The 20,070-nt window shown below is 63.4% G+C and carries 19 protein-coding genes, 1 tRNA gene and 1 pseudogene; 11 read left to right on the forward strand and 10 right to left on the reverse strand.

The genetic code is table 11. From position 1 onward, the window contains the following. Positions 1–102: 102 nt before the first annotated feature. Complete coding sequence (locus tag ACYVHK_RS17525) at positions 103–927, forward strand: undecaprenyl-diphosphate phosphatase (protein ID WP_460534722.1); 825 nt, start codon at positions 103–105, stop codon at positions 925–927. 61 nt (positions 928–988) lie between these two features. Continuing rightward, positions 989–1,064 (forward strand) — tRNA-Met (locus ACYVHK_RS17530). 120 nt (positions 1,065–1,184) lie between these two features. Here the strand turns inward: ACYVHK_RS17530 and ACYVHK_RS17535 are convergent. Beyond that, positions 1,185–1,807, reverse strand: a pseudogene (locus tag ACYVHK_RS17535) (isochorismatase family protein). Between the two features lie 211 nt (positions 1,808–2,018). On the opposite strand from ACYVHK_RS17535, the gene ACYVHK_RS17540 reads away from it, so the two are divergent. The 6 genes from ACYVHK_RS17540 to ACYVHK_RS17565 all read left to right on the forward strand — a co-directional run bounded on the left by ACYVHK_RS17540 (position 2,019) and on the right by ACYVHK_RS17565 (position 8,139). Next, complete coding sequence (locus ACYVHK_RS17540; protein WP_460534724.1) at positions 2,019–2,684, forward strand: TraB/TrbI/VirB10 family type IV secretion system protein; 666 nt, start codon at positions 2,019–2,021, stop codon at positions 2,682–2,684. Positions 2,685–2,846: 162 nt separating this feature from the next. After that, positions 2,847–4,820 carry a DNA topoisomerase IV subunit B gene (gene parE / locus ACYVHK_RS17545; RefSeq protein ID WP_460534726.1) on the forward strand — a complete coding sequence of 658 codons (1,974 nt, stop codon included), beginning with the start codon at positions 2,847–2,849 and terminating at the stop codon, positions 4,818–4,820. 149 nt (positions 4,821–4,969) lie between these two features. Then, positions 4,970–5,179: a VOC family protein gene (locus ACYVHK_RS17550; protein ID WP_460534728.1), complete on the forward strand. Its 210-nt coding sequence runs from the start codon at positions 4,970–4,972 to the stop codon at positions 5,177–5,179. Positions 5,180–5,453: 274 nt separating this feature from the next. Continuing rightward, positions 5,454–6,299 (forward strand): glycosyltransferase family 2 protein, encoded by an 846-nt coding sequence (locus tag ACYVHK_RS17555; protein ID WP_460534730.1) that lies wholly within the window; start codon positions 5,454–5,456, stop codon positions 6,297–6,299. A gap of 20 nt (positions 6,300–6,319) precedes the next feature. Beyond that, positions 6,320–7,129, forward strand: coding sequence for a glycosyltransferase family 2 protein (locus ACYVHK_RS17560; protein ID WP_460534732.1), 810 nt, complete (start codon positions 6,320–6,322; stop codon positions 7,127–7,129). Then, positions 7,114–8,139, forward strand: a complete 1,026-nt coding sequence (locus tag ACYVHK_RS17565; RefSeq protein WP_460534734.1) for a glycosyltransferase family 2 protein — start codon at positions 7,114–7,116, stop codon at positions 8,137–8,139. The genes ACYVHK_RS17560 and ACYVHK_RS17565 overlap by 16 nt, the downstream gene beginning before the upstream one ends. Before the next feature lie 40 nt (positions 8,140–8,179). Here ACYVHK_RS17565 and rfaQ read toward each other — a convergent pair whose 3' ends face one another. The 8 genes from rfaQ to gshA all read right to left on the reverse strand — a co-directional run bounded on the left by rfaQ (position 8,180) and on the right by gshA (position 15,704). Next, positions 8,180–9,262 (reverse strand): glycosyltransferase family 9 protein, encoded by a 1,083-nt coding sequence (rfaQ, locus tag ACYVHK_RS17570; RefSeq protein ID WP_460534736.1) that lies wholly within the window; start codon positions 9,260–9,262, stop codon positions 8,180–8,182. Then, positions 9,259–10,992, reverse strand: coding sequence for a phosphoenolpyruvate--protein phosphotransferase (gene ptsP / locus ACYVHK_RS17575; protein ID WP_460534738.1), 1,734 nt, complete (start codon positions 10,990–10,992; stop codon positions 9,259–9,261). Before ptsP ends, rfaQ begins: the two co-directional genes overlap by 4 nt. Positions 10,993–11,022: 30 nt before the next feature. Beyond that, on the reverse strand, positions 11,023–11,292 hold the full coding sequence (locus ACYVHK_RS17580; RefSeq protein WP_460534740.1) for an HPr family phosphocarrier protein: 270 nt from the start codon (positions 11,290–11,292) through the stop codon (positions 11,023–11,025). Between the two features lie 12 nt (positions 11,293–11,304). Then, positions 11,305–11,706 (reverse strand): PTS sugar transporter subunit IIA, encoded by a 402-nt coding sequence (locus ACYVHK_RS17585; RefSeq protein ID WP_460534742.1) that lies wholly within the window; start codon positions 11,704–11,706, stop codon positions 11,305–11,307. Positions 11,707–11,825: 119 nt separating this feature from the next. Continuing rightward, positions 11,826–12,767 (reverse strand): glutathione synthase, encoded by a 942-nt coding sequence (gene gshB / locus ACYVHK_RS17590; protein WP_460534744.1) that lies wholly within the window; start codon positions 12,765–12,767, stop codon positions 11,826–11,828. 81 nt (positions 12,768–12,848) lie between these two features. Next, positions 12,849–13,673 carry an HDOD domain-containing protein gene (locus tag ACYVHK_RS17595; RefSeq protein WP_460534746.1) on the reverse strand — a complete coding sequence of 275 codons (825 nt, stop codon included), beginning with the start codon at positions 13,671–13,673 and terminating at the stop codon, positions 12,849–12,851. Positions 13,674–13,887: 214 nt separating this feature from the next. Next, complete coding sequence (locus ACYVHK_RS17600; RefSeq protein ID WP_460534748.1) at positions 13,888–14,319, reverse strand: DUF4399 domain-containing protein; 432 nt, start codon at positions 14,317–14,319, stop codon at positions 13,888–13,890. 86 nt (positions 14,320–14,405) lie between these two features. After that, complete coding sequence (gshA, locus tag ACYVHK_RS17605) at positions 14,406–15,704, reverse strand: glutamate--cysteine ligase (protein WP_460534750.1); 1,299 nt, start codon at positions 15,702–15,704, stop codon at positions 14,406–14,408. A gap of 267 nt (positions 15,705–15,971) precedes the next feature. Between gshA and mgtE the strand changes: the two genes are divergently transcribed. From mgtE to prmC, 3 genes are all read left to right on the forward strand, one after another. Further along, positions 15,972–17,411, forward strand: coding sequence for a magnesium transporter (gene mgtE / locus ACYVHK_RS17610; RefSeq protein WP_460534752.1), 1,440 nt, complete (start codon positions 15,972–15,974; stop codon positions 17,409–17,411). Between the two features lie 64 nt (positions 17,412–17,475). Next, the gene (locus tag ACYVHK_RS17615; protein ID WP_460534754.1) at positions 17,476–18,264 is read left to right on the forward strand and encodes an EAL domain-containing protein; all 789 of its coding nucleotides are present in this window, start codon (positions 17,476–17,478) and stop codon (positions 18,262–18,264) included. After that, a complete protein-coding gene (gene prmC / locus ACYVHK_RS17620; protein ID WP_460534756.1) occupies positions 18,261–19,088 on the forward strand; it encodes a HemK/PrmC family methyltransferase in 828 nt (275 codons plus the stop codon). The genes ACYVHK_RS17615 and prmC overlap by 4 nt, the downstream gene beginning before the upstream one ends. A 193-nt stretch (positions 19,089–19,281) precedes the next feature. On the opposite strand, the gene ACYVHK_RS17625 is transcribed toward prmC, so the two are convergent. Next, entirely contained in the window at positions 19,282–20,025 is a 744-nt protein-coding gene (locus ACYVHK_RS17625) for a hypothetical protein (protein WP_460534758.1), read from the reverse strand. Between the last annotated feature and the right edge of the window lie 45 nt (positions 20,026–20,070).

Raw genomic sequence — 20,070 nt, forward strand, 5'->3', positions numbered from 1 at the left:
ACAATATATAAAGTGCATTTCCCGGCTTCGTCTTGCCCGCTTTAAGAGTGAGTGAAGACAAGCTGCTTATAATCGCGATTTTCCTGCCCACGGTATAACTGGATGGACCTCCTCCTGCTGCTCAAGGCGCTCATCATGGGCGTCGTCGAAGGGATCACCGAATTCCTGCCTATCTCCAGCACCGGCCATTTGATCCTGACTGGCCACCTGCTGGGTTTTCTCGATAAGGAAAAGCGCGATGTATTCGAGATCTTCATCCAGCTCGGCGCGATCCTGGCCGTGGTCTGGCAGTACCAGACGCGGCTGATCGACGCCGTGCGCCATGCGCGTGAACCGGGGCCGGGCCGGCAGTTGCTGATCAACCTGGTGGTCGCTGCGATCCCGGCCCTGCTGCTGGGCAAGCTGTTCGGCGAGCAGATCAAGGCCGTGCTGTTCAATGCGGTTGCCGTCGCCATCAGCTTTATCGTGGGCGGCGTGATCATTCTTTGGGCGGAGAAGCGGCAGCATAAGGTGACAGTGGCGCGGCTCGAGGACATGAGTGCGCGCGATGCGCTGAAGGTGGGGCTGGCGCAATGTCTGGCCCTGATACCGGGCACTTCGCGTTCTGGCTCCACCATTATTGGCGGCCTGTTCTTTGGTCTGTCGCGTCAGGCGGCGACCGAGTTCTCCTTCCTGCTTGGCATCCCGGTGCTTGGTGCGGCATCGCTCTATAGCCTGCTCAAGCATTGGCATAGCCTGAACAGCAATGACCTGGTGCTGTTCGCCGTGGGTTTTGTGGCGAGCTTTGTGTTCGCCCTGATCGCCGTGAGGGCACTGCTGCGCTTTTTGGCCAGCCATACCTTCGTGGCCTTTGCCTGGTACCGCATCGCCTTTGGTCTGGTGGTGTTGCTGACGGCGTACAGCGGCTGGGTAAACTGGGCTGATTAGACTTTTTTCTGTCGTAGTGCTTGACGCATGTCGGTTCATGCTCCATAATCTTTTTCTCTGTCGCGGGATGGAGCAGTTGGCAGCTCGTCGGGCTCATAACCCGAAGGTCACAGGTTCGAGTCCTGTTCCCGCAACCAGTTTTAAAGGGCTTCGCTTCGGCGAGGCCCTTTTGCTTTTCTGTCTGGTCATGTTCATGCCGTGGCCGGACAACGCACAGCAAAACGAAAAGGCCTTGGCAAACCGAGGGCCTTTTCTATTTACCGCTCAAGCACTGGCAGCACCTGGAAATGGATTTCCACCGTCGGCACCAAGGTGGCGAAGGAGCCGTTCAGCGTGGCGTTATGGTGCGCGATGATGGCAGCGGCCGACAGGGCGGGCGTATCCATGCAGGTGTGAGCATCAGCGGCCAGCACCACCTTCAGGCCCAGGTCCGCTGCGGCACGGCAGGTCGTGTCGACGCAGTACTGCGTCTTCATGCCGGTAATGACCAGCGTGTCACACGCCAGGGCAGCCAGCTGCGCCGCCAGATCCGTCGCCTGGAAGCAGTTGGGCCGTGACTTGTTGAATAGATGATCCCGGGCAGGATCGATCGACAACGTCGGCAGCAGTTGCCAGAACGGGCTGCCCGCGTCGATTGGGGAGCCGTCCGGCCCGGTATGGCGGACTGCGAAGACGGGGCGTTTGCGTCTCGGGCCGCAGTGATCAGCCGGTTGATGTTGGCCAGCACGCGCGGACCTTCAAATGGCTGTTCCGGGCCATGGAACAAGCCGACCTGCATATCGATGATCAGCAGCGCAGCGCGCTGAAGTGCGGGTTGGGACATGCTGTTTCTCCTTGTCGTGTGCCAACAGGGACGGAGAAACGACAAGGCCCCGTCCATTGCTGGCGGGGCCTTGGGGTGTATACGTTTTAGCTGACGCTCACGTGCCGACCTCACGCCCGCCTGTCGCGGTCGTGGTGGTAGTAGTGGTAGTGATAAGTGGGAAGTTCATGCTGATGATCATGCAGCCAGCCCGACCCTGCGTCAATCCGACGCAAGCCGGGTGATGGGCTAGTATGAATTGTGTTCAATGCGTTGAACCGAGTGCCTCATGCGCTATCTCGTCATGCCCTGCTTGCTCGTCCTGGCGACCGCTTGCCTGGCTGCCGACCCGCCACCGCCAGTACCTGCAGCACCGCCGCCCATGTGGCAGAAGGCCATTCCGGTCGCGGTCACCATCGGTGCGGATGTGGCTTCCGGCATTGATGGCGCGGTATTGCCCACCCCGCTGATCCTGCGTATCAATGATTTGAGCCGCCTGCCCAGGCTGGATGCGAAGTACACCGAATGCCTGTTCGAGGCCGATGCCTGGTCCAATCTGGCCGCCGAGCGCGTCAATATCAATCCCCGTGTGTTGCGCTGCTTCGATGCTGAGGGCAAGGAGGTGCTGGCGCGGGCGGTCCGCGGCTTTGCGGTGGACAAGGACGCCCGATCCGGGCTCAAGAGCCCTATCGTCTGGACCCAGACGGCGCGTGAGCTGTTGCTGGCCGGCGTTGGCGCGCAGGCCAAGCAGAACTTTCTGATGCGTACCGCCCGCTCCGCCTTGGGCAAGGCCTCGCTCGGTCTGACCGATAATTTCCTGGATGACCAGGATGAAAAGAAGCCGGTAGACGCTGATGCGATCCGCCAGCTGCGCAGCGCCGATACGCTGATGCCGACGCTGGGGGTGGAGCCTGGTCGGGAGTTCGGCATCGTTCTCAGCGGCGGCATGCGCTGAGCGGACGGCGATCACCGCCTTGTCGTCTACCCGGTCACAGCCCCTGCGAGCCTTGCTGCAGGCAGCTTGTCGCTCGATGACAACGATAGTCGACACAGCGAAGCTTGCCCGTCTCCGCACTCCCCCCTAGACTCCGCGCCATCTGCTGCAAGGAAAACCAAGATGGCCGCCGCTCCGCAATACGACGAATCTTCCGTCAAGGTGCTCAAGGGCCTGGAACCGGTTAAACACCGGCCAGGTATGTATACCCGCACCGAGAACCCGCTCCATATCATCCAGGAAGTGATCGACAACGCCGCTGACGAGGCCTTGGCAGGCTACGCCAAGACCATCGAGGTCGTGGTGTTCCAGGATGGCTCCATCGGCGTATCCGACGACGGGCGCGGCATTCCGGTCGGCATCCACCCCGAGATGGGCGTGCCTACCGTGGAGGTGGTGTTCACCCAGTTGCACGCCGGCGGCAAGTTCAACAAGAAGGATGGCGGCGCGTACAGCTTCTCCGGCGGCCTGCACGGTGTGGGCGTGAGCGTGACCAATGCGCTGTCCACCCGGCTGGAGGTGCGCGTCAAGCGTGATGGCGCCGAGCATGCGCTGGCCTTTGGCGATGGCTTCGTGATCGAGCCCTTGGCTGTCCTGAAGGACGTGGGCAAGAAGAACACCGGCACCGCCGTGCGCTGCTGGCCGGACCCCAAGTATTTCGACTCGCCCAACATTCCCATGGGAGAGCTGGCGCATATCCTGCGCTCCAAGGCGGTGTTGCTGCCCGGGATCACGGTCAACCTGATCATCGAGAAGAAGGACGGCAGCCGCGATACCCAGAGCTGGACCTATCCGGACGGCCTGGCGGGCTACCTGAACGAACAGCTGGCGGACGCCGAGTTGATCGTGCCCCTGTTCCGGGGCGAGCGCTATATCACCGAAGCGAACGAGAGCTTCTCGACCGGTGAGGGTGCGGCCTGGGTGATTACCTGGACCGAGGAGGGTGGCATCGCCCGTGAGAGCTACGTCAACCTGATCCCCACGCCGTCTGGCGGCACGCACGAAACCGGCCTGCGCGACGGTGTGTTCAATGCGATCAAGAATTTCATCGACCTGCACAACCTGCTGCCCAAGGGCGTGAAGCTGCTGCCGGAAGACCTGTTTGCCCGGTCCTCCTTCGTGCTCAGCGCCAAGGTGCTGGACCCGCAGTTCCAGGGCCAGACCAAGGAGCGGCTATCCAGCCGGGATGCACTGCGCCTGGTCTCCACCCAGGTGCGCGACCCGTTCGAGCTGTGGCTGAACGAGCATCTGGATTACGGCAAGAAGCTGGCTGAGCTGGCGATCCGCCAGGCCCAGAGCCGCATGAAGGCCGCCAAGACCGTCATCAAGAAGAAGACCAGTGGCGTGGCCGTGCTGCCGGGCAAGCTGACCGACTGCACCAGCGAGGATGTGAGCCGCCGCGAATTGTTCTTGGTCGAAGGGGATTCTGCCGGCGGTAGCGCCAAGCAGGGTCGAGACAAGGACTTCCAGGCCATCCTGCCGCTGCGCGGCAAGGTGCTCAACAGCTGGGAAGTGGACCAGAACGAGCTGTTCGGCAACAACGAAATCCACGATATCGCCGTGGCGATCGGCGTGGACCCGCACAAGCTGGATGGCCCGTCCGATCTCAGCGGGCTGCGCTACGGCAAGATCCTGATCATGTCCGATGCCGACGTGGATGGCTCGCACATCCAGGTGCTGCTGCTGACGCTGTTCTGCCGCCACTTCCCGCAACTGGTAAAGAATGGCCATATCCATATAGCCCAACCACCGCTGTTCCGGATCGACGTGCCGGGTTCGGGCAAGAGCAAGCCGCCGCGCAAGTTCTACGCGCTGGACGATGGTGAACTGGAGGCCGTGCTGGACAAGCTGCGGCTGGAGAAGGTGCGCGAGAACAGTTGGAGCATCAGCCGCTTCAAGGGTCTGGGTGAGATGAACGCCGAACAGCTGTTCGATACCACCATGAATCCCGATACGCGCCGTACCTTGCAGATCGACTTCGATGCGATCGAGGAAGATACCCGCCGCATCATGACCATGCTGATGGGCAAGGGCGAGGCATCAAGCCGCCGGGCCTGGCTGGAAGAGAACGGCAACCTGGCCGAAGGCGATATATGAGCCGGCAGCGCATTGCTGCGCTGCTGGTGCACGTGCCCGACTGGCGGGAAGGCCTGGCCTGGTACCAGCAGGCTTTTCCGTCTGCCCGCCGGATGGAACTTCCGGGAAGCGAATTTGCCTAACTGGACGTGGACGGCGTGGCGCTGGAAGTGGTGCGCGCCGACGACAAGGTCGGCAGCGGCGCCTTTGGTACCGTGGTGTACTGGTGGGCAGAGGACTTCGCGGCACGCCGGGAAGCACTGTTGGCGCTGGGCGCGCGAGCCTACCGCGGTCCGATGGCGATCGAGGAAGGATTGACCATGTGCCAGGTACTGGACCCATGGGGCAATCCCATCGGTTTACGCGGGCCCACCCTCTGACACTGATTCCGCCCTGTTTTGGTGCAACTTGTCTAGACAGGGCGCACCGTCGTGGTTCATTCAACCGGCCGTTGCGCCATCCGCACTATCCCCTATGCAAAGCACTGCAGACAATTGATCCGTCAATGATATATTCCGCGACATGCTGCGGCGCGGCCGATCCCTGGATGCGCTACGCCATTGCAGCGATACGCCATCCTGCCGCCGGATGGACCTGCAAACCCTGTTGGCCAAAAGCTCGCCACTAGCCTCTCGGTAAAGCCCGCAACACCCCATGTCCAGACCCCTTACGGTTTCCGTCATCGTTCCCTGCTACAACCAGGCCGCGTCCATACTCGACACGTTGCGCTCGGTGGCCGCACAGCAATATCCCCATTGGGATTGCGTAGTGGTAGATGACGGCTCCAGCGACGACAGCGCGGCCGTGGTTGAAGGCTGGATCAAGACAGACAGCCGCTTTCGCTATGTGCACAAGGCCAATGGCGGCGTCGCATCGGCGCGCAACCTGGGTATCAGCCTGACTCAGGGCGAGTTGATCCTGCCGCTCGATGGCGATGACCAGATTCATCCCGGCTACCTGGCCGCCGCCGTCAGCCAGTTCGAGGTGGCACCCGCCACCGCGCTGGTCTACAGTCACGCCCGTCGTTTTGGTGAGCAGCGTTCGGTCTGGCGGCTACCGCCCTACCGCTATGAGGACCTGCTCTGGCATAACTGCCTGTTCAATTCCTCGATCTACCGGCGCAGCCTGTTCGAACGCAGCAGCGGTTACTCACCGGCCATGGTCCATGGCTACGAGGACTGGGAGCTGTATGTACGTATGCTCGACGCCGACGCGGTGGTGCATCGGCTCGACTACCCTTACTACATCTACCGGGTACAGGCAGTATCGCGCTCGACCGAGCAGCTGAAATGCGGCCGGATTGACAAGTCACACCAACAGATCGTGGCAAATAACACCGAAAAGTATGCCCAGGCCTTGCAAGACCCGATCAAGACCGTGACAGAATACGGCCGGCGTTGCGCGCTCGACTATGCGCAGCGTTACAAGCGGCAACGGCGCTATCTGCACCTGATCTATCTGATGGTGATCGCCGTGCTGGTCGCGGCCTTGCTGCGCTGACAACCTGATCGAGAACAAGCATGAAGTACAGCATCATCATCCCGGTGCTCAACCAGCTGCACTACACCCAGCAGTGCGTGGAATCGCTGCTCGCCAATGGCGTCAAGGCAGCGTCGATTCTGATCATCGACAACGGCAGCAGTGACGAGACGCCGCAGTGGCTGGCCGCCAATCCGCAGTATGCCTCGCTGCATAATGTGGTGAATCTCGGCTGTGGCGGTGCCTGGACCCAGGGTGCGCTGCACTGGGACAGCGAATGGGTGGTGCTGCTGAACAACGACGTGGTGATGGGTCACAATGCCATCGAGGCCAGCATTGCAGCGGCCGAACGGCTGGGCGTGGAGGTGGTGAGCACGGCCCTGATCGAGGGCGAGCTCGACTACGACATCCGCTCCTTTACCGCCGACTATGTGCAGAAGATGGCCGGCCAGCAACGGGCCGATTTCTTCCATGGCGTGTGCTTTGCCGTGCGGCGCGAAGTCTTCCATCGCATCGGCTTCCTCGATACCGACCGAGCCTTGTTCGGCCGCGAGGATACCGAGTTCCTGTTCCGCTGCCAGCGCAATGGCGTCAAGATGGCGACGGTGGGCGAGGCGGTCATGCACCACTTCGGTTCCATCACCCAGAAGGCCATGAAGCTCGAAGCCGGCGTGACCGAGTTTGGCGACCATCGCTATCTCTACCGCAAGCTGGGGCTCTCCTGGTGGGGCCGGCAAGCCTATAAACGCGTGCGCAAGCAGCGCGAACGGCAATGGCGCTCAGCCGAATTGGCCGCGACGGGCATGACGCTGCATATGGACCGGCGCGGCGGGCAATGGATCTACCGCTGAGCGAACCCGCCAGCGGGCGGCCGCTCGCCAGCCTGCTGCTGATTGCCTACCGGCAGGCCGATACCATCGAGGACGCCATCGCCGGTGCCCTGGCGCAAACCTATCAGCCGCTGCAGATCATCCTGTCTGACGATGCGTCGCCGGATGACACCTTCGCACGCATGCAGGCAGCGGTACGCGATTATCAGGGTCCGCACCAGATCATCCTCAACCGTAACCCGGTGAACCTGGGCATCGGTGCCCATATCGACCAGATGGTGAAGCTGAGCCAGGGTGAGATGCTGTTCGTGGCCGCCGGGGACGATGTGTCGCTGCCTGAGCGTTGCGAGCAGGTGATGGCAGCGTGGGAAGCCTCGGGCCGCAAGCTGGACCTGATCGCCAGCGCACTGGTCGATATCGACGAGGCGGGCGTCGAGCATGAGCGCATCCACCCCGACCAGCTGGCCGACTACTACAATGCCACCGACTGGCTGGCCAAGCCCCCCTATGTGATCGGGGCCGCACAGGCCTGGACCCGGCGCGTGTTCGAGGGCTTTGGCGGCCTGCCCAAGGGGGTGGTGTTCGAGGACCTGATCATGGTGTTCCGCGCCATCATCAGCGGCGGTGCGCTGACCCTGGACGTGCCGCTGGTGCGCTATCGGCGTGGCGGCTTCTCGGCCAAGCAGCGCAGCCTGTCGGCCGAGGATGTAGCTCGTCGCTTGTTGCGTGGGGCGCGCAGTGCGCTGATCGAGATTCCGCTGCTATGGGATGCCGCCAGGCAGGCAGGGCAGGCGGCGGCGGTGGACGCGGCCTTCGCCGCCAAGCTCCAGCGCGAGCGGTTCATCCACGACATCCTGCTGGCAGAGGGGGCGGGCAGCAAGCTGGGTCTGTTCCTGGCAGCGCAGGGCGTGCCGTTGGCGATCCGCCTGCGACTGTTGGTCTACGCAGCCTTCCCCTGGCTGCTGACGCCCTGGTTTGCGGCCAAGCGCTGGCGGGCACGGCGCAAGGCTGCGCGACAGACCGCCTCATGAAAAAAGCCGGCTATGCCGGCTTTTTTCATGTCCCCTCCGTTCAAGCCAGGGCGATCGGTCGACCGACCTCCAGCGAGAGCTCACGGATGGCGCGCAGCGCCGGCTCAACGGGCAGGTTGACCAGGCAGTCGCTGACCCGCCCGTCGCCACAGCCGGCACGGAAGCAGGGGCGGCAGCCGTATTCCGGGCTGGCAACCACGCGATGCGGCACCATCCACGGCGCCCACTTGTTCTCGCCGGTCGGGCCGAAGATGGCGACCGTCGGTGTGCCGAGCGCGGCCGCCATGTGCATGGGGGCGGAATCGAGGCCGAACCAGAGCTTGGCGTCGGCGATCAGGGCGCCGAGCTGCTTGAGGTTGAGCTGGCCGGTGAAGTCCACCACCGGGCGCTCCAGCAGGGCCTTGATGGCCTCGACCATCTCGACTTCCTCCGGGTCCTTGGTGGCGGTGAGGATGACCTTCTCGCCGGCAGCCGTGAGGGCGTTGATGACCATGGCCATCTTGTCGGCCGACCAGGCCTTGAACATCCAGCGCGACGTGGGATGGATGTGCACATAACCGCCCGGCTCAAGGCCGTGGCTGGCCAGGAGCGCGCGGGCAAACTTCACGGCGGCCTCGTCCAGCGCCAGGCTCAAGCGGCGCGACTCCGGCACCGGCTGCACACCGACGCGGCGGACGGCATCGAGATGCACTTCCACCATATGACGTTCACCCTGCAGCTCGTAGTAGAGATGGGTGAAGCTCTTGCGCCAGAAGCGGTCGGTCAGGGCCTCGGGCGCGACCGAGACGCGTGGCTTGAGCAGGCGCGTGAGCCAGGCTCCACGGCGGCGCTTAGTCAGGTGGACGATGAGGTCGTAGTCACGCTCCCGGAGGGTGCGTAGCAGGCGCCATTCGGTCTTGATCCAGCCCCACAGGCCAAAGGCGCGATGGCCGTTGCGGACGATGCCATGCAGCTGCGCCAGATCAGGGTGGCCGGCGATCATGGGGCGGGTCTCGTCAAAGACCAGGGCATCGACCTCGATGCCGGCGCGTGCCAGGGTGCTGACGACCGGGCTGGTGAGCAGCACGTCACCGTGATGCTGCAGCTTGATCACCAGGGCACGACGATAGGGTGGCTGCTTCACGCGGCGACCCCGCTCAACAGGGCACGGACAGCGTCGGCATCCGGCGCGGTCTCAATCTCGTGTGCCAGCGGAGCCAGCTGGGTCAGGTCGCTCTTGAGGATGATCTGTTTCACGTTCAACAACTGGGCAGGGTGCATGGAGAAACGCCGCAGGCCGAGCGCCAGCAGCAAACGCGTCAGGCGGACATCGCCGGCCATTTCGCCACAGACCGAGACCGGCACGCCGGCCAGGTCGGCAGTACGGATGACGTGGCCGATCAACTGCAGCACGGCGGGATGGAAGGGATCATAGAGGTGGCTGACACTGTCGTCGCCACGATCCACCGCCAGGGTGTACTGGATCAGGTCGTTGGTACCGATGGAGATGAAATCCAGCTTCTTCATCAGGTGGCCTACCGTCAGGGCGGCACCCGGTACCTCGATCATGCCGCCGACCTCGACCTCATCGGAGAAGTCGATGCCGTCGTCGCGCAGGCTTTCCTTGGCTTGTTCCATGTGGAACAGGACCTGTTTCACCTCGGCAAGGCTGGCCAGCATGGGCACCAGCAGCTTGAGCTTGCCATGCTGGCCGGCACGCAGCAGCGCACGCAGCTGGGTGCGGAACAGGTGGGGCTCGGCGAGGCATAGCCGCACGCCGGTCATGCCGAGTGCCGGGTTCGGGGCCGAGGTGGTCTCCTCGTCGGCCCAGCGCGGCATCTTGTCGCGACCCAGGTCGATGGTACGGATGGTGACCGGCTGGCCCTTCATGCCTTCGACCACGGCCTTGTAGGCGCGATACTGTTCCTCCTCGTCAGGCAGGTCGTCACGGCCCAGGAACAGGAATTCCGAACGGTACAGGCCGATGCCCATGGCACCGTTGCCCAAAGCCTGTTCGACGTCGGTAGGCGTCTCGATATTGGCCTGCAGTTCGATCGCGGTGCCGTCGCGGGTAACGGCGGCGGTGCGCTTGATGCTCTGCAGCTTCTTGCGCTCGGCCGCCAGCGCGACCTGGCGCTTGCGGTATTCGGCGAGGATGGTTTCGCTCGGGTCGATGATGGCGACGCCGGCAGTACCGTCGATGATCAGGGTTTCGTCTTCGCGTATCAGTTGGCGGGCATGGTGCAGCGCCAGGACGGAAGGGATGTCGAGACTGCGGGCGAGGATGGCGGTATGCGAGGTCGGCCCGCCGACGTCGGTCAGGAAGGCGGCAAACTCGGCCTCCTTGAACAGCACCATGTCGGCCGGCGACAGATCGTGCGCGACCAGGATGCGTTCCTTGCTGTCGTCCGGTGGCACGTAGTGGCCACCGCCCTGGCCGGCCAGGGCCTTGAACAGCCGCTCGACCACCTGGATCACGTCGTTGCGCCGTTCGCGCAAGTATTCTTCCTCGATCTCGTCGAACTGGGCCAGCAGGCGATCCTGTTGCAGCTTCAGCGCCCACTCGGCGTTGCAGCTCTGCTCGAAGATGATGTCGCGCGGTTCGCGACTGATGGTGTGATCGTTGAGCAACATTACGTGCAGGCTCAGGAAGGCACCGAGCTCGGTCGGGGCGTTCTCGGGAATGCTGCCCCAGAGCTGTTCCAGCTCCTTGCGGGTCAGACGCACGGCGGCGTCAAAACGAGCGATCTCGGCCGGCACTTCGGCCGGCGTGATCTCATAGTGGGCCACTTCGAGATCGGTATGGCTCAGCAGGTGGGCGCGGCCTATGGCGATGCCACCACCGATACCGATGCCATGTAGCGTAATAGTCATGGCGATGACTCCTCCAGCTTCTACCTGTTCTTATTCGGACTCATCGAAGCGGTTGGCGATCAGTTCAACCAGGGCCGCCATGGCGGCTTCCTCGTCTTCGCCATTGATATCGATGCTGATGCGACTGCCCTTGGCGGCGGCCAGCATCATGACGCCCATGATGCTCTTGGCGTTGACCCGCTTGCCGTTGCGGCTCAGCCAGACTTCGCTCTTGAAGCGGCTGGCGAGCTGGGTCAGCTTGCTTGAGGCACGGGCATGCAGGCCCAGCTTGTTGATGATCTCGACTTCTTGTTGGGCCATATGCGCTTCCAGTTATACCTGTGTCGCGGGCGGTAGCATGTACATCACGCCTTCCAGCCCGCCAGTGACGGCTTTACTCACCACGACGTCCAGGGGCTCGTGGCTGTAGTTGAGGGTACGGACCAGCATGGGCAGGTTGACGCCGGCGACGGCTTCGACATGGCCAGGCACGATCAGACGGTAGGCGACATTGGAAGGCGTGCCGCCGTAGATATCCGATAGAACAAGGACACCGGCGCCAGTATCAAGTTCGCCCAATAGCTTGCGCGCGCGCTCCAGCACCACGTCCGGGTCATCCGAACGATAGACCGGGAGGTAGCGTAGCTGCGGCAGGGGACGGCCAAGCACGTGGGCAGCGCACTCGGCCAGACTCTCGCCCAAGCCATAATGCGTAACCAGCAGGATTCCAACCATGATGAGGCTCAAACAAATGCGTTGGGACCGATTCTAGCAGCGTGCAGGCGTGGCGCGAAAAACCGCTGCACGACCGTACCAAGTGCGCGACCGTCGCCCAGGCGCTTGCGGCGGCTATTTCAGGCCAGCGCCGCCTCCAGGGCATCGATGAACAGACCCGCGACGTTGATGCCGGATTGCTCGGTGATCTCCTGGAAACAGGTCGGACTGGTGACGTTGACCTCGGTCAATCGGTCACCGATCACGTCCAGACCGACCAGCAGCAGCCCCTCGGCTAACAGCTGCGGGCCCAAGGCCTCGCCAATGGCACGATCGGCGTCGGTCAGCGGGCGTGCCACGCCGGTGCCACCGGCGGCCAGGTTGCCACGGGTCTCGCCGGCCTTGGGGATGCGCGCCAGGCACCAGTCCACCGGCTTGCCGCCGATCAGCAGTACCCGCTTGTCGCCATCCTTGATGGCGGGCAGATAGCGCTGCGCCATCAGCGTGATGCTGCCGTTGCGGGTCTGGGTCTCGAGGATGGAACCGATATTCGGGTCCTCGGGCCGCAGGCGGAAGATGCCGGTGCCGCCCATGCCGTCGAGCGGCTTGAGCACCACGTCGCCCTGCTCGGCCAGGAAAGCCCGAATGTCATCCTCACGGCTGCTGACGAGGGTGGGCGCGGTGAACTGGGGAAAACGCAGGATGGCGAGCTTCTCGTTGTAGTCGCGCAGTGCCCTGGGTTTGTTGAAGACCTTCGCGCCCTGTCGCTCGGCATGCTCGAGCAAATGGGTGGCATAGAGATATTCGCTATCGAACGGCGGGTCCTTGCGCATCAGCACGGCGTTGAAGCTGGCCAGCTCGCGCGTCTCTATCGGTGCAGCGACATACCAATCGTGGGCGTCGCCGGTCAGCGTGATGGCCTGCACGTCGGCGACGACCCGGCCGGCGTTCACCCGCATGTGTTGCTGCTGAAAGGCATACAGCGTGTGACCGCGGCGGGCGGCCTCGCGCATCATGGCAAACGTGGAGTCCTTGTAGGTCTTGAAGCTGGAAAGCGGGTCGGCGAGGAAAGCTATCTGCATGGTTGGGCTATCAGGTGGCGGCAACACGGTCGCCATGGGTCGGAAACGGGGCGGGCCTGGGCCCGCCCGACGTGGCAGGGGTTACAGCAATTCTTCCAGGCCCTCGCAGGAGGCGCGGGCCTTGTCGAGTTCACCAACCATGACCGTCGGATCGATCTCAAGCTTGGCCAGTAACTTGGCGGGTAGCATCTCGGCGATGTCGCCATTGGTCAGTTGGGCGTCAAACTGGGCGACCAGCAGGTTGGACAGCGCCACGAGCCCGGCGTAGGGCTCGAACTGTTCATGCGCGGCCGGGTTCGGATGCTGGGCGATGGCACGCTGGATCTCGGCCGGAAACTGCCAGCGGCGCGCCAGCTCACCACCGACGGCGGCAAGATCCACGCCCAGCACCATGTTCTCGACCTGGGCGCGGTCGGTGCCTGCGACTACCATGCGGTCGATCTTGGCCATCTCGCCCGGTGCGGCGATGTGGATCAGCAGCTCGCCGATATTGTGCAGCAGACCGCAGGTATAGGCGGTATTGCCATCGAGCTTGGCCAGTTTGGCAGCCCAGCGCGACAGGTTGCCGGTCTTGAAACTCTTCAGCCAGAACGCCTTGCGATCAAAGCCGGCGCTGTCGACCTGCATGCCGGACATCCCCGAGGACACTACCAGCAAGCGCAGGTTGTCGAAACCCAGCCGCACCACGGCGTCATCGATGCTCTTGACCGCCTTGCCACCGCTCATCTTGGTGCTGTTGGCGAGCCGCAGCACCTTGGCCGACAGTACCTGGTCGTGCGATACCTGCTCGACGACCTCGTCCACGTTCGCATCGGACCGCTCGAAGCTGGCCAGCAGCTCCTGCACGACCTTGGGCACCATGGGCAAACGGCCGGTAGCCTTGTCGAAGATTTCTTCCAGCGTCATGGCAACACTCCTGTAGCAGCATGCCCCGGGGGCAGGGGAAACTGCGCGCGTCGGCCACAGGCCGGCGCAACGCAAACCGCGTATGGCGACCCGCAAGGCCGACCACGCTCATGGAACCCGCCCAGTGAGCGGCGGGATGCTTAAGCATAGAACCGTATCGCGTCGCGGCCAGTGCTAGATTGCCCCCCTCCGGTCAGCCCTTGCCCTGCGGCGGCTACGGCGCCTTAACCGTAATTTTTACCGTCGCGGCGAGCTGCGGGCCGTAGGACATGTGGGCACCATCGGCGAACTGCATGGTCAGCGTGTGCTCACCGGGCGGCAGGGTCAGGGTCGTCTCGGTCTGCGCCTTGCCGTAGTGGATATGGTGCTCGCTGAACACGATGATCTCGCCCTGGGGTATCGGCCCCATATCGACCAGCAGGTGATGGTGGCCGGTCTTGCGGTCGAAGATATCCTCGGTCGCCTTGCGCACGTCCATGGCCTTGAGGCCGAACTTGACCTTGAAGGTCGGCGGTACCACGTCGCCGTCCTTGAGGCCGATGAAATAGACCCGGGCTTCCTTCGGAAAACCGTCGCCGGGGGCCGGCGTTGCCAGTACCGTCGTCGACAATACACAGGCCAGCAACAGCGGGCGCCAGTGAGCCATGAGTCTCTCCCTTTATTGTTGGAAGTCGCTTTATATATAAAAACGGCGACCTCTGCCGGGCGACGCCAACAATCGGTGTAGCAGGCTCAGGCTGCGACGGTGAACTCGACCTGCGGCTCGGTGGTCTCGATCTCCCGCGAGGCGGCCAGCAATGCCAGGCGCGCAACCACGCCGTAGGCGTAGAAGCGGTTCGGGGCGCAATCAGGGCTGCCATCGCAATCGGGTGTCGAAAGCGGGGTATCGAAGGCCAGCGGCTTGAAGTAGGCACCCGGCGCGTTGAGGTTCTCGTCGCTGCCGCGCTCGGTGTGCACGCGATAGAAGCCACCCACCACGTAGCGGTCCATCATGTAGACGACCGGTTCGGCCACGGCATCCTCGACCGTCTCGAAGGTCGGTACGCCTTCCTGCACGATGACATCGCTGACTTCGAGGCCTTCCTTGATGACGGCCATCTTGTTGCGCTGCTTGCGGTTGAGGCCGATGACCTCTTCCGCCGACTTCACGCTCATCACACCCATGCCGTAGGTGCCGGCATCCGCCTTGACGATGGCGTAGGGGGCAGCGTCGATACCGAGATCGCGGTACTTGGCGGCGGTCAGGCTGAGGATGCGGTCCACCTCGGCCGCCAGGCGCTCTTCACCCTCGCGGGTCTGGAAGTCGAGCTGGCTGACCTGGCCGAAGTAGGGGTTGATGTACCACGGGTCGATGCCGAGCATGTCGCCGAACTCGTTGGCGACATCGTCGTACTGGGCAAAGTGGTTGGTCTTGCGGCGGACGTACCAGCCGGCGTGCAGCGGCGGCAGGAGACTCTGGTCGATATTGCGCAGGATGTCCGGTATGCCGGCCGACAGGTCGTTGTTGAGCAGCACGACGCAGGGATCGAAGCCCGCCAGGCCGACCCGGCGACCATTGCGCTGGATGGGCTCTACGACCAGGCTGCCACCGTTGGGCAGTTCCAGCGTAGTGGGTTCGGTGACTTCGGGATTCAGGCTGCCTAGCCGGACATTGAGGCCGGCGAGCTTGAGTATGCGTGCCAGCGAAGCGACGTTCTGCAGGTAATACTGGTTACGGGTATGGTTTTCCGGGATCAGCAGCAGGCGACGGGCGTCCGGGCAGATCTTCTCGAGCGCACTCTGCACGGCCTGCACGCACAGCGGCGTGAAATCCGGATTGAGGTTGTTGAAGCCGCCCGGGAACAGGTTCATATCCACCGGTGCCAGCTTGAAGCCCGAGTTGCGCAAATCCACCGAGCCATAGAAAGGCGGCGCATGCTCCAGCCACTGGCTGCGGAACCAGGCTTCGATATCGGTCTGGGCAGCCAGCATCTTGCGCTCCAGATCGAGCAGCGGGCCAGTGAGGGCAGTGGCAAGGTGGGGGACGTTCATGGCATGGAACCTGTCTGGGTCGGTAACCCGGGCTTTTAGGATAGTCGATTGCGGGGGCCGAGCGCACGGCCTCTAGCAACGAAGGTGATCATGCCTAGATAAGGCTGCCGAGCCCAGTTTCAAGCCACCTGCGTGCTACACTCGCGCGGCTTTTTGGACAGCCGGAAGTACTGCTCCGTTCCGCCTGTCGGCCAGATTCCCGCGGCCACGGCGTGGATAGCCCCGTCGTACGTTGTTTTTGCACTTTATGCACTCGAGGTTGATGGTATGACCGCACCCGCTCCCAAACCCAAGGAAAGTCTGCAGGAAACCCTGCAGCAGGTGGTGCGCATCCTCAATCGGCACAAGCTGGTGGAAAGCCTCGTCCACAAGCAGGAGATGCCCAAGCACGACTTGGTCGAGTCCATCGTCCACAAGCAGAACCTGACCGAGCTGGAAAGCCGGCTGGCGCAGCTGCACCCGGCCGACATCGCCTTTATCCTCGAATCGCTACCGCTCGAAGAGCGCTTGATGTCCTGGAGCCTGGTCAAGCCGGAGATTGAGGGCGACGTGCTGCTGGAAGTGTCGGACTCGGTACGGGAAACCCTGCTGGCCGACATGGACCGCGAGGAGATCCTGGCGGCAGCCGAGCATCTCGATACCGACGAGCTGGCCGACCTGGCGCCCGACCTGCCGCAAGACGTGATGAGCGAGCTGATCGGCGGCCTGGAAGAGGACGAGCGGGCGGAGTTGCAGTCCGCTTTGTCGTATGCCGACGACCAGGTGGGTTCGCTGATGGACTTCGACATGGTGACCATCCGCGACGATATCACCCTGGAAGTGGTGCTGCGCTACCTGCGCCGCTTTGAAGAGCTGCCCAACCATACCGACAAGCTGTTCGTGGTCGACAACGATCAGCGCCTCAAGGGTGTGCTGCCGATCAAGAAGCTGCTGATCACCGACCCGGAGCAGGAAGTAGCCGAGGTCATGGCGCACGAGGTGGTGATGTTCCGGCCGGACGAGGATGCCGGCGAGGCGGCGCAGGCCTTCGAGCGTTATGACCTGGTGTCGGCACCGGTCGTCGACTCCACCAACAAGGTGATCGGCCGCCTGACCGTGGACATGATGGTGGACGTGATCCGCGAGGAATCCGACGCTGAAGTGCTGAGCCTGGGTGGTTTGAAGGAAGACGAAGACCTGTTCAGCTCGGTCTGGATCTCGGCCAAGAACCGCTGGCCCTGGCTGGCAGTCAATATCTGTACCGCCTTTATCGCCAGCCGGGTGATCGGCGCCTTCGAGGGCACGATCCAGCATCTGGTGGCGCTGGCGGCGCTGATGCCCATCGTGTCGGGTATCGGCGGCAACACCGGCACCCAGACGGTAACGCTGGTCGTCCGCGGCATTGCACTGGGACAGATCAACCCTGCCAGCGCCCGCCGGCTGATCATCAAGGAGCACGCGATCGCGCTGCTCAACGGGCTGGTGTGGGGCGGGGTACTCGGGGTGATCGCCGCCATGCTCTACCGCGATGTGTCGCTCGGCGTGGTGATGACGGCAGCCATGGTGCTGAACCTGCAGGTTGCCGCGCTGGTGGGCATGCTGGTACCCCTCACGATGGAGAAACTGGGCCGTGACCCAGCCTATGGCTCGTCGGTCTTCCTGACGGCGGCGACCGACAGCATGGGCTTCTTTATCTTCCTGGGTCTGGCGACTGTGTTCCTGACCTGACAGATGGGCTGTCACTTGATGCTGGTCATCAATTGGCAGGCAGCCCTGATGGTAGTATTACCAAATGTTCTCTCCCATTTCTGATCGCGGCGTCCACACCACGGCGCCTCGACTGCCAGCTACCCTGCTGCTCGACCTCTTGCGCCACCAGCGCTATGGCGTGGAATACCAGCCCATCATCGAACTCGGTTGCAATGAGGTCATCGGCTACGAGGCGCTGGCGCGCTTCTATGCCGCCGACGGCCAGCCGCTGGCGCCAAAGGCAGTGTTCGATGCCCTGCACGCCAGCCCGCTGAGCCTCTATCAGGTCGAGTACGACATGAAGGAGCTGCAACTGAGCTACGCGCCGGTCGGCGCGGAGCAATTGTTCGTCAATCTTGATCCCGATGCCTACGGCGTGACCGCCCATGAACCCGAAGACCCGCTGCTTAACCTGATGGCGCGCCGGCCCGGGCTGGTCGTTGAGATCATCGAGAACACCGATGTGTCCGATGCCCAGTTGTCGCAATTGCTGGCCCAGGCTTTTGCGGCACGCGGCATACGGCTGGCGCTGGACGATATCGGTGCGCCCAATTCCATGATCTCGCTGGACGTGATGATGGAGGTGGACTGGTTCAAGTTCGATCGCTCCTGGCTGGCGCGGGCACGCGACAGCAAGAGCCGGGCGGCGCTGATGCACTTGATCGCCTTTGCTCACGAGTGCAACTGCCGGGTGATACTGGAAGGCATAGAACGGCCCGAGGACCTGGCTCTCGCCCGCGCACTGGATGTGGATTGCGTACAGGGGTTTCTGTACCGCAAGCAGTTCGTATCGGTCTCGCAGGCGGCGCGACCTATCTGGGCCGGCCGATGAACCCCAGTGTCACGACCCTGATTGCCGAGGCACGCCAGCAGGGCCTGCCTGTCCTGGAAGCGCGCCTGCTGCTTGAGCATGTCAGCGGCTTGAGCCGTACCCGCCAGGCGGCCTGGCCCGAAGCCGAAGTGCCTGACGAACAGGTGCGACGCTACCGGGACTTGCTGGCCCGGCGCCTTGCCGGCGAGCCAGTCGCCTACCTGATTGGCACCCGCGAGTTTTTCAGCCTGGAACTGCTGGTCAGCCCGGCAGTACTGATCCCGAGACCGGAAACCGAACTGCTGGTCGAACTGGCACTGGAGCGTATTCCGCTGGACACCCCGAGTAGCGCACTGGACCTTGGCACCGGCTCGGGTGCGATTCCGGTGGCGTTGCGCAAACATCGACCACTGCTGGACATGCGGGCGGTGGATATCTCCACGGCCGCCCTGGCGGTCGCCGCCAGCAATGCCGATCGGCATGCCACGCCACTGCAACTGATGCAAAGCGACTGGTACGCCGCACTCACCAACGAACGCTTTGACCTGATCGTCTCCAACCCACCCTATATCGCCCAGGGTGATCACCATCTGGTCGAGGGAGACCTGCGCTTCGAGCCGCGCAATGCCTTGACCGACGAGGCCGACGGGCTGGCACATATCCGCCGTATCATCGGCGGTGCCCGGCAGCACCTGCAGCCCGGTGGCTGGTTGCTGTTCGAGCATGGCTACGACCAGGGGGACGCCAGCCGGACCCTGCTCAAGGCCGCCGGCTTTCACGATGCGCGCAGCTGGACCGACCTGGCTGGCCTGGATCGCGTCAGTGGCGGTTTTCTGTCGGGCTGAGCCTTTCCCCGCACATCGTGTACCTTCACTGATTTGCCGGTCACCTCTTTGATTGCGACAGGCGCCTCATGCGAACGAGCATCAGCGAGACGTCCCTGCGTCGGCAGGGGATAGGACCCATCAAAGCCGAACGAGGCTGCGCAGATGTCACAGCGCCCGGCTCAGCCGGTCGCCGTGATCCAGGTTGAGCACCTTATCGGTAGCGGGGCGGATCCGGGGTGAAGCCTTGCTGTGGAAAGGGGTTGGGGCCATCTCGCCAGCGCGGAGCAGGGATCACGCCCAGCTCGGCCAGGTTGCGGCGGCTGTCGTAGCGGATGGCCAGCGTTTCCGCCGGACGGCTGCTGGCGCGTTCGAACTCGGTCCGTCGCACGTTCGATCTCTCGATCTCACCATGGCCCGTACCCAGGCTCGGAGCCGGTGAGGCCGACTCCGCGCGCATGCCGGCCATCGGGGGACGGCCGTTCGCATCGGACTTGTACTGCACCGGCGGCGGGCTGTAGCGCTTTTCACGGAAGACCGCAGCGCCGATCACGCCGATATCGTCCGGCCGGTCGGTACGGGCGGCGTAGCTGTCACCCAGATCGGTAAAGTAGAAGCGCGCCACGCTGCCCAGCGACTTGCGCCAGCCGGTAACGACCGTGTCCTGACCGGGTTCGAGCACGTAGCCCGTCTGCTGGTAGCTGGCAGTCTGGCCGCTGACCACATTGACACCATCGACCGACAGCACCACCAGTACCCGCTCGTTGCCGCGATTGCGCAGACGCAGCTGGTAGGGCTCGCCGTCTTCGCCAGCCACCCAGTTCTGGCCGCGTGCGCGGTATTCCCGGTAGTCGCGGCCGTCCCGGTCCTCGACCTGAAGATCGACCAGATTGCCGCGTTCTGCCAAGGCCGCCAGCGAGGCGGTGGCAAGCAAGAGGGGTAACAAGACTTTGTTCATGGCAGGCTCCTTGGCCGTTCGGGTTTGCTGACTACTTGAACGGCA

This window comes from Chitinimonas naiadis, from assembly GCF_054780835.1.

Bases quoted from the DNA above. Each gene is read 5' to 3' on its own strand.
- ACYVHK_RS17525 (WP_460534722.1), top strand. From the start codon at position 103: ATGGACCTCCTCCTGCTGCTCAAGGCGCTCATCATGGGCGTCGTCGAA.
- ACYVHK_RS17540 (WP_460534724.1), top strand. From the start codon at position 2,019: ATGCGCTATCTCGTCATGCCCTGCTTGCTCGTCCTGGCGACCGCTTGC.
- parE (WP_460534726.1), top strand. From the start codon at position 2,847: ATGGCCGCCGCTCCGCAATACGACGAATCTTCCGTCAAGGTGCTCAAG.
- ACYVHK_RS17555 (WP_460534730.1), top strand. From the start codon at position 5,454: ATGTCCAGACCCCTTACGGTTTCCGTCATCGTTCCCTGCTACAACCAG.
- ACYVHK_RS17560 (WP_460534732.1), top strand. From the start codon at position 6,320: ATGAAGTACAGCATCATCATCCCGGTGCTCAACCAGCTGCACTACACC.
- ACYVHK_RS17565 (WP_460534734.1), top strand. From the start codon at position 7,114: ATGGATCTACCGCTGAGCGAACCCGCCAGCGGGCGGCCGCTCGCCAGC.
- ptsP (WP_460534738.1), bottom strand. From the start codon at position 10,992: ATGACTATTACGCTACATGGCATCGGTATCGGTGGTGGCATCGCCATA.
- ACYVHK_RS17580 (WP_460534740.1), bottom strand. From the start codon at position 11,292: ATGGCCCAACAAGAAGTCGAGATCATCAACAAGCTGGGCCTGCATGCC.
- ACYVHK_RS17585 (WP_460534742.1), bottom strand. From the start codon at position 11,706: ATGGTTGGAATCCTGCTGGTTACGCATTATGGCTTGGGCGAGAGTCTG.
- gshB (WP_460534744.1), bottom strand. From the start codon at position 12,767: ATGCAGATAGCTTTCCTCGCCGACCCGCTTTCCAGCTTCAAGACCTAC.
- ACYVHK_RS17595 (WP_460534746.1), bottom strand. From the start codon at position 13,673: ATGACGCTGGAAGAAATCTTCGACAAGGCTACCGGCCGTTTGCCCATG.
- ACYVHK_RS17600 (WP_460534748.1), bottom strand. From the start codon at position 14,319: ATGGCTCACTGGCGCCCGCTGTTGCTGGCCTGTGTATTGTCGACGACG.
- gshA (WP_460534750.1), bottom strand. From the start codon at position 15,704: ATGAACGTCCCCCACCTTGCCACTGCCCTCACTGGCCCGCTGCTCGAT.
- mgtE (WP_460534752.1), top strand. From the start codon at position 15,972: ATGACCGCACCCGCTCCCAAACCCAAGGAAAGTCTGCAGGAAACCCTG.
- ACYVHK_RS17615 (WP_460534754.1), top strand. From the start codon at position 17,476: ATGTTCTCTCCCATTTCTGATCGCGGCGTCCACACCACGGCGCCTCGA.
- prmC (WP_460534756.1), top strand. From the start codon at position 18,261: ATGAACCCCAGTGTCACGACCCTGATTGCCGAGGCACGCCAGCAGGGC.
- ACYVHK_RS17625 (WP_460534758.1), bottom strand. From the start codon at position 20,025: ATGAACAAAGTCTTGTTACCCCTCTTGCTTGCCACCGCCTCGCTGGCG.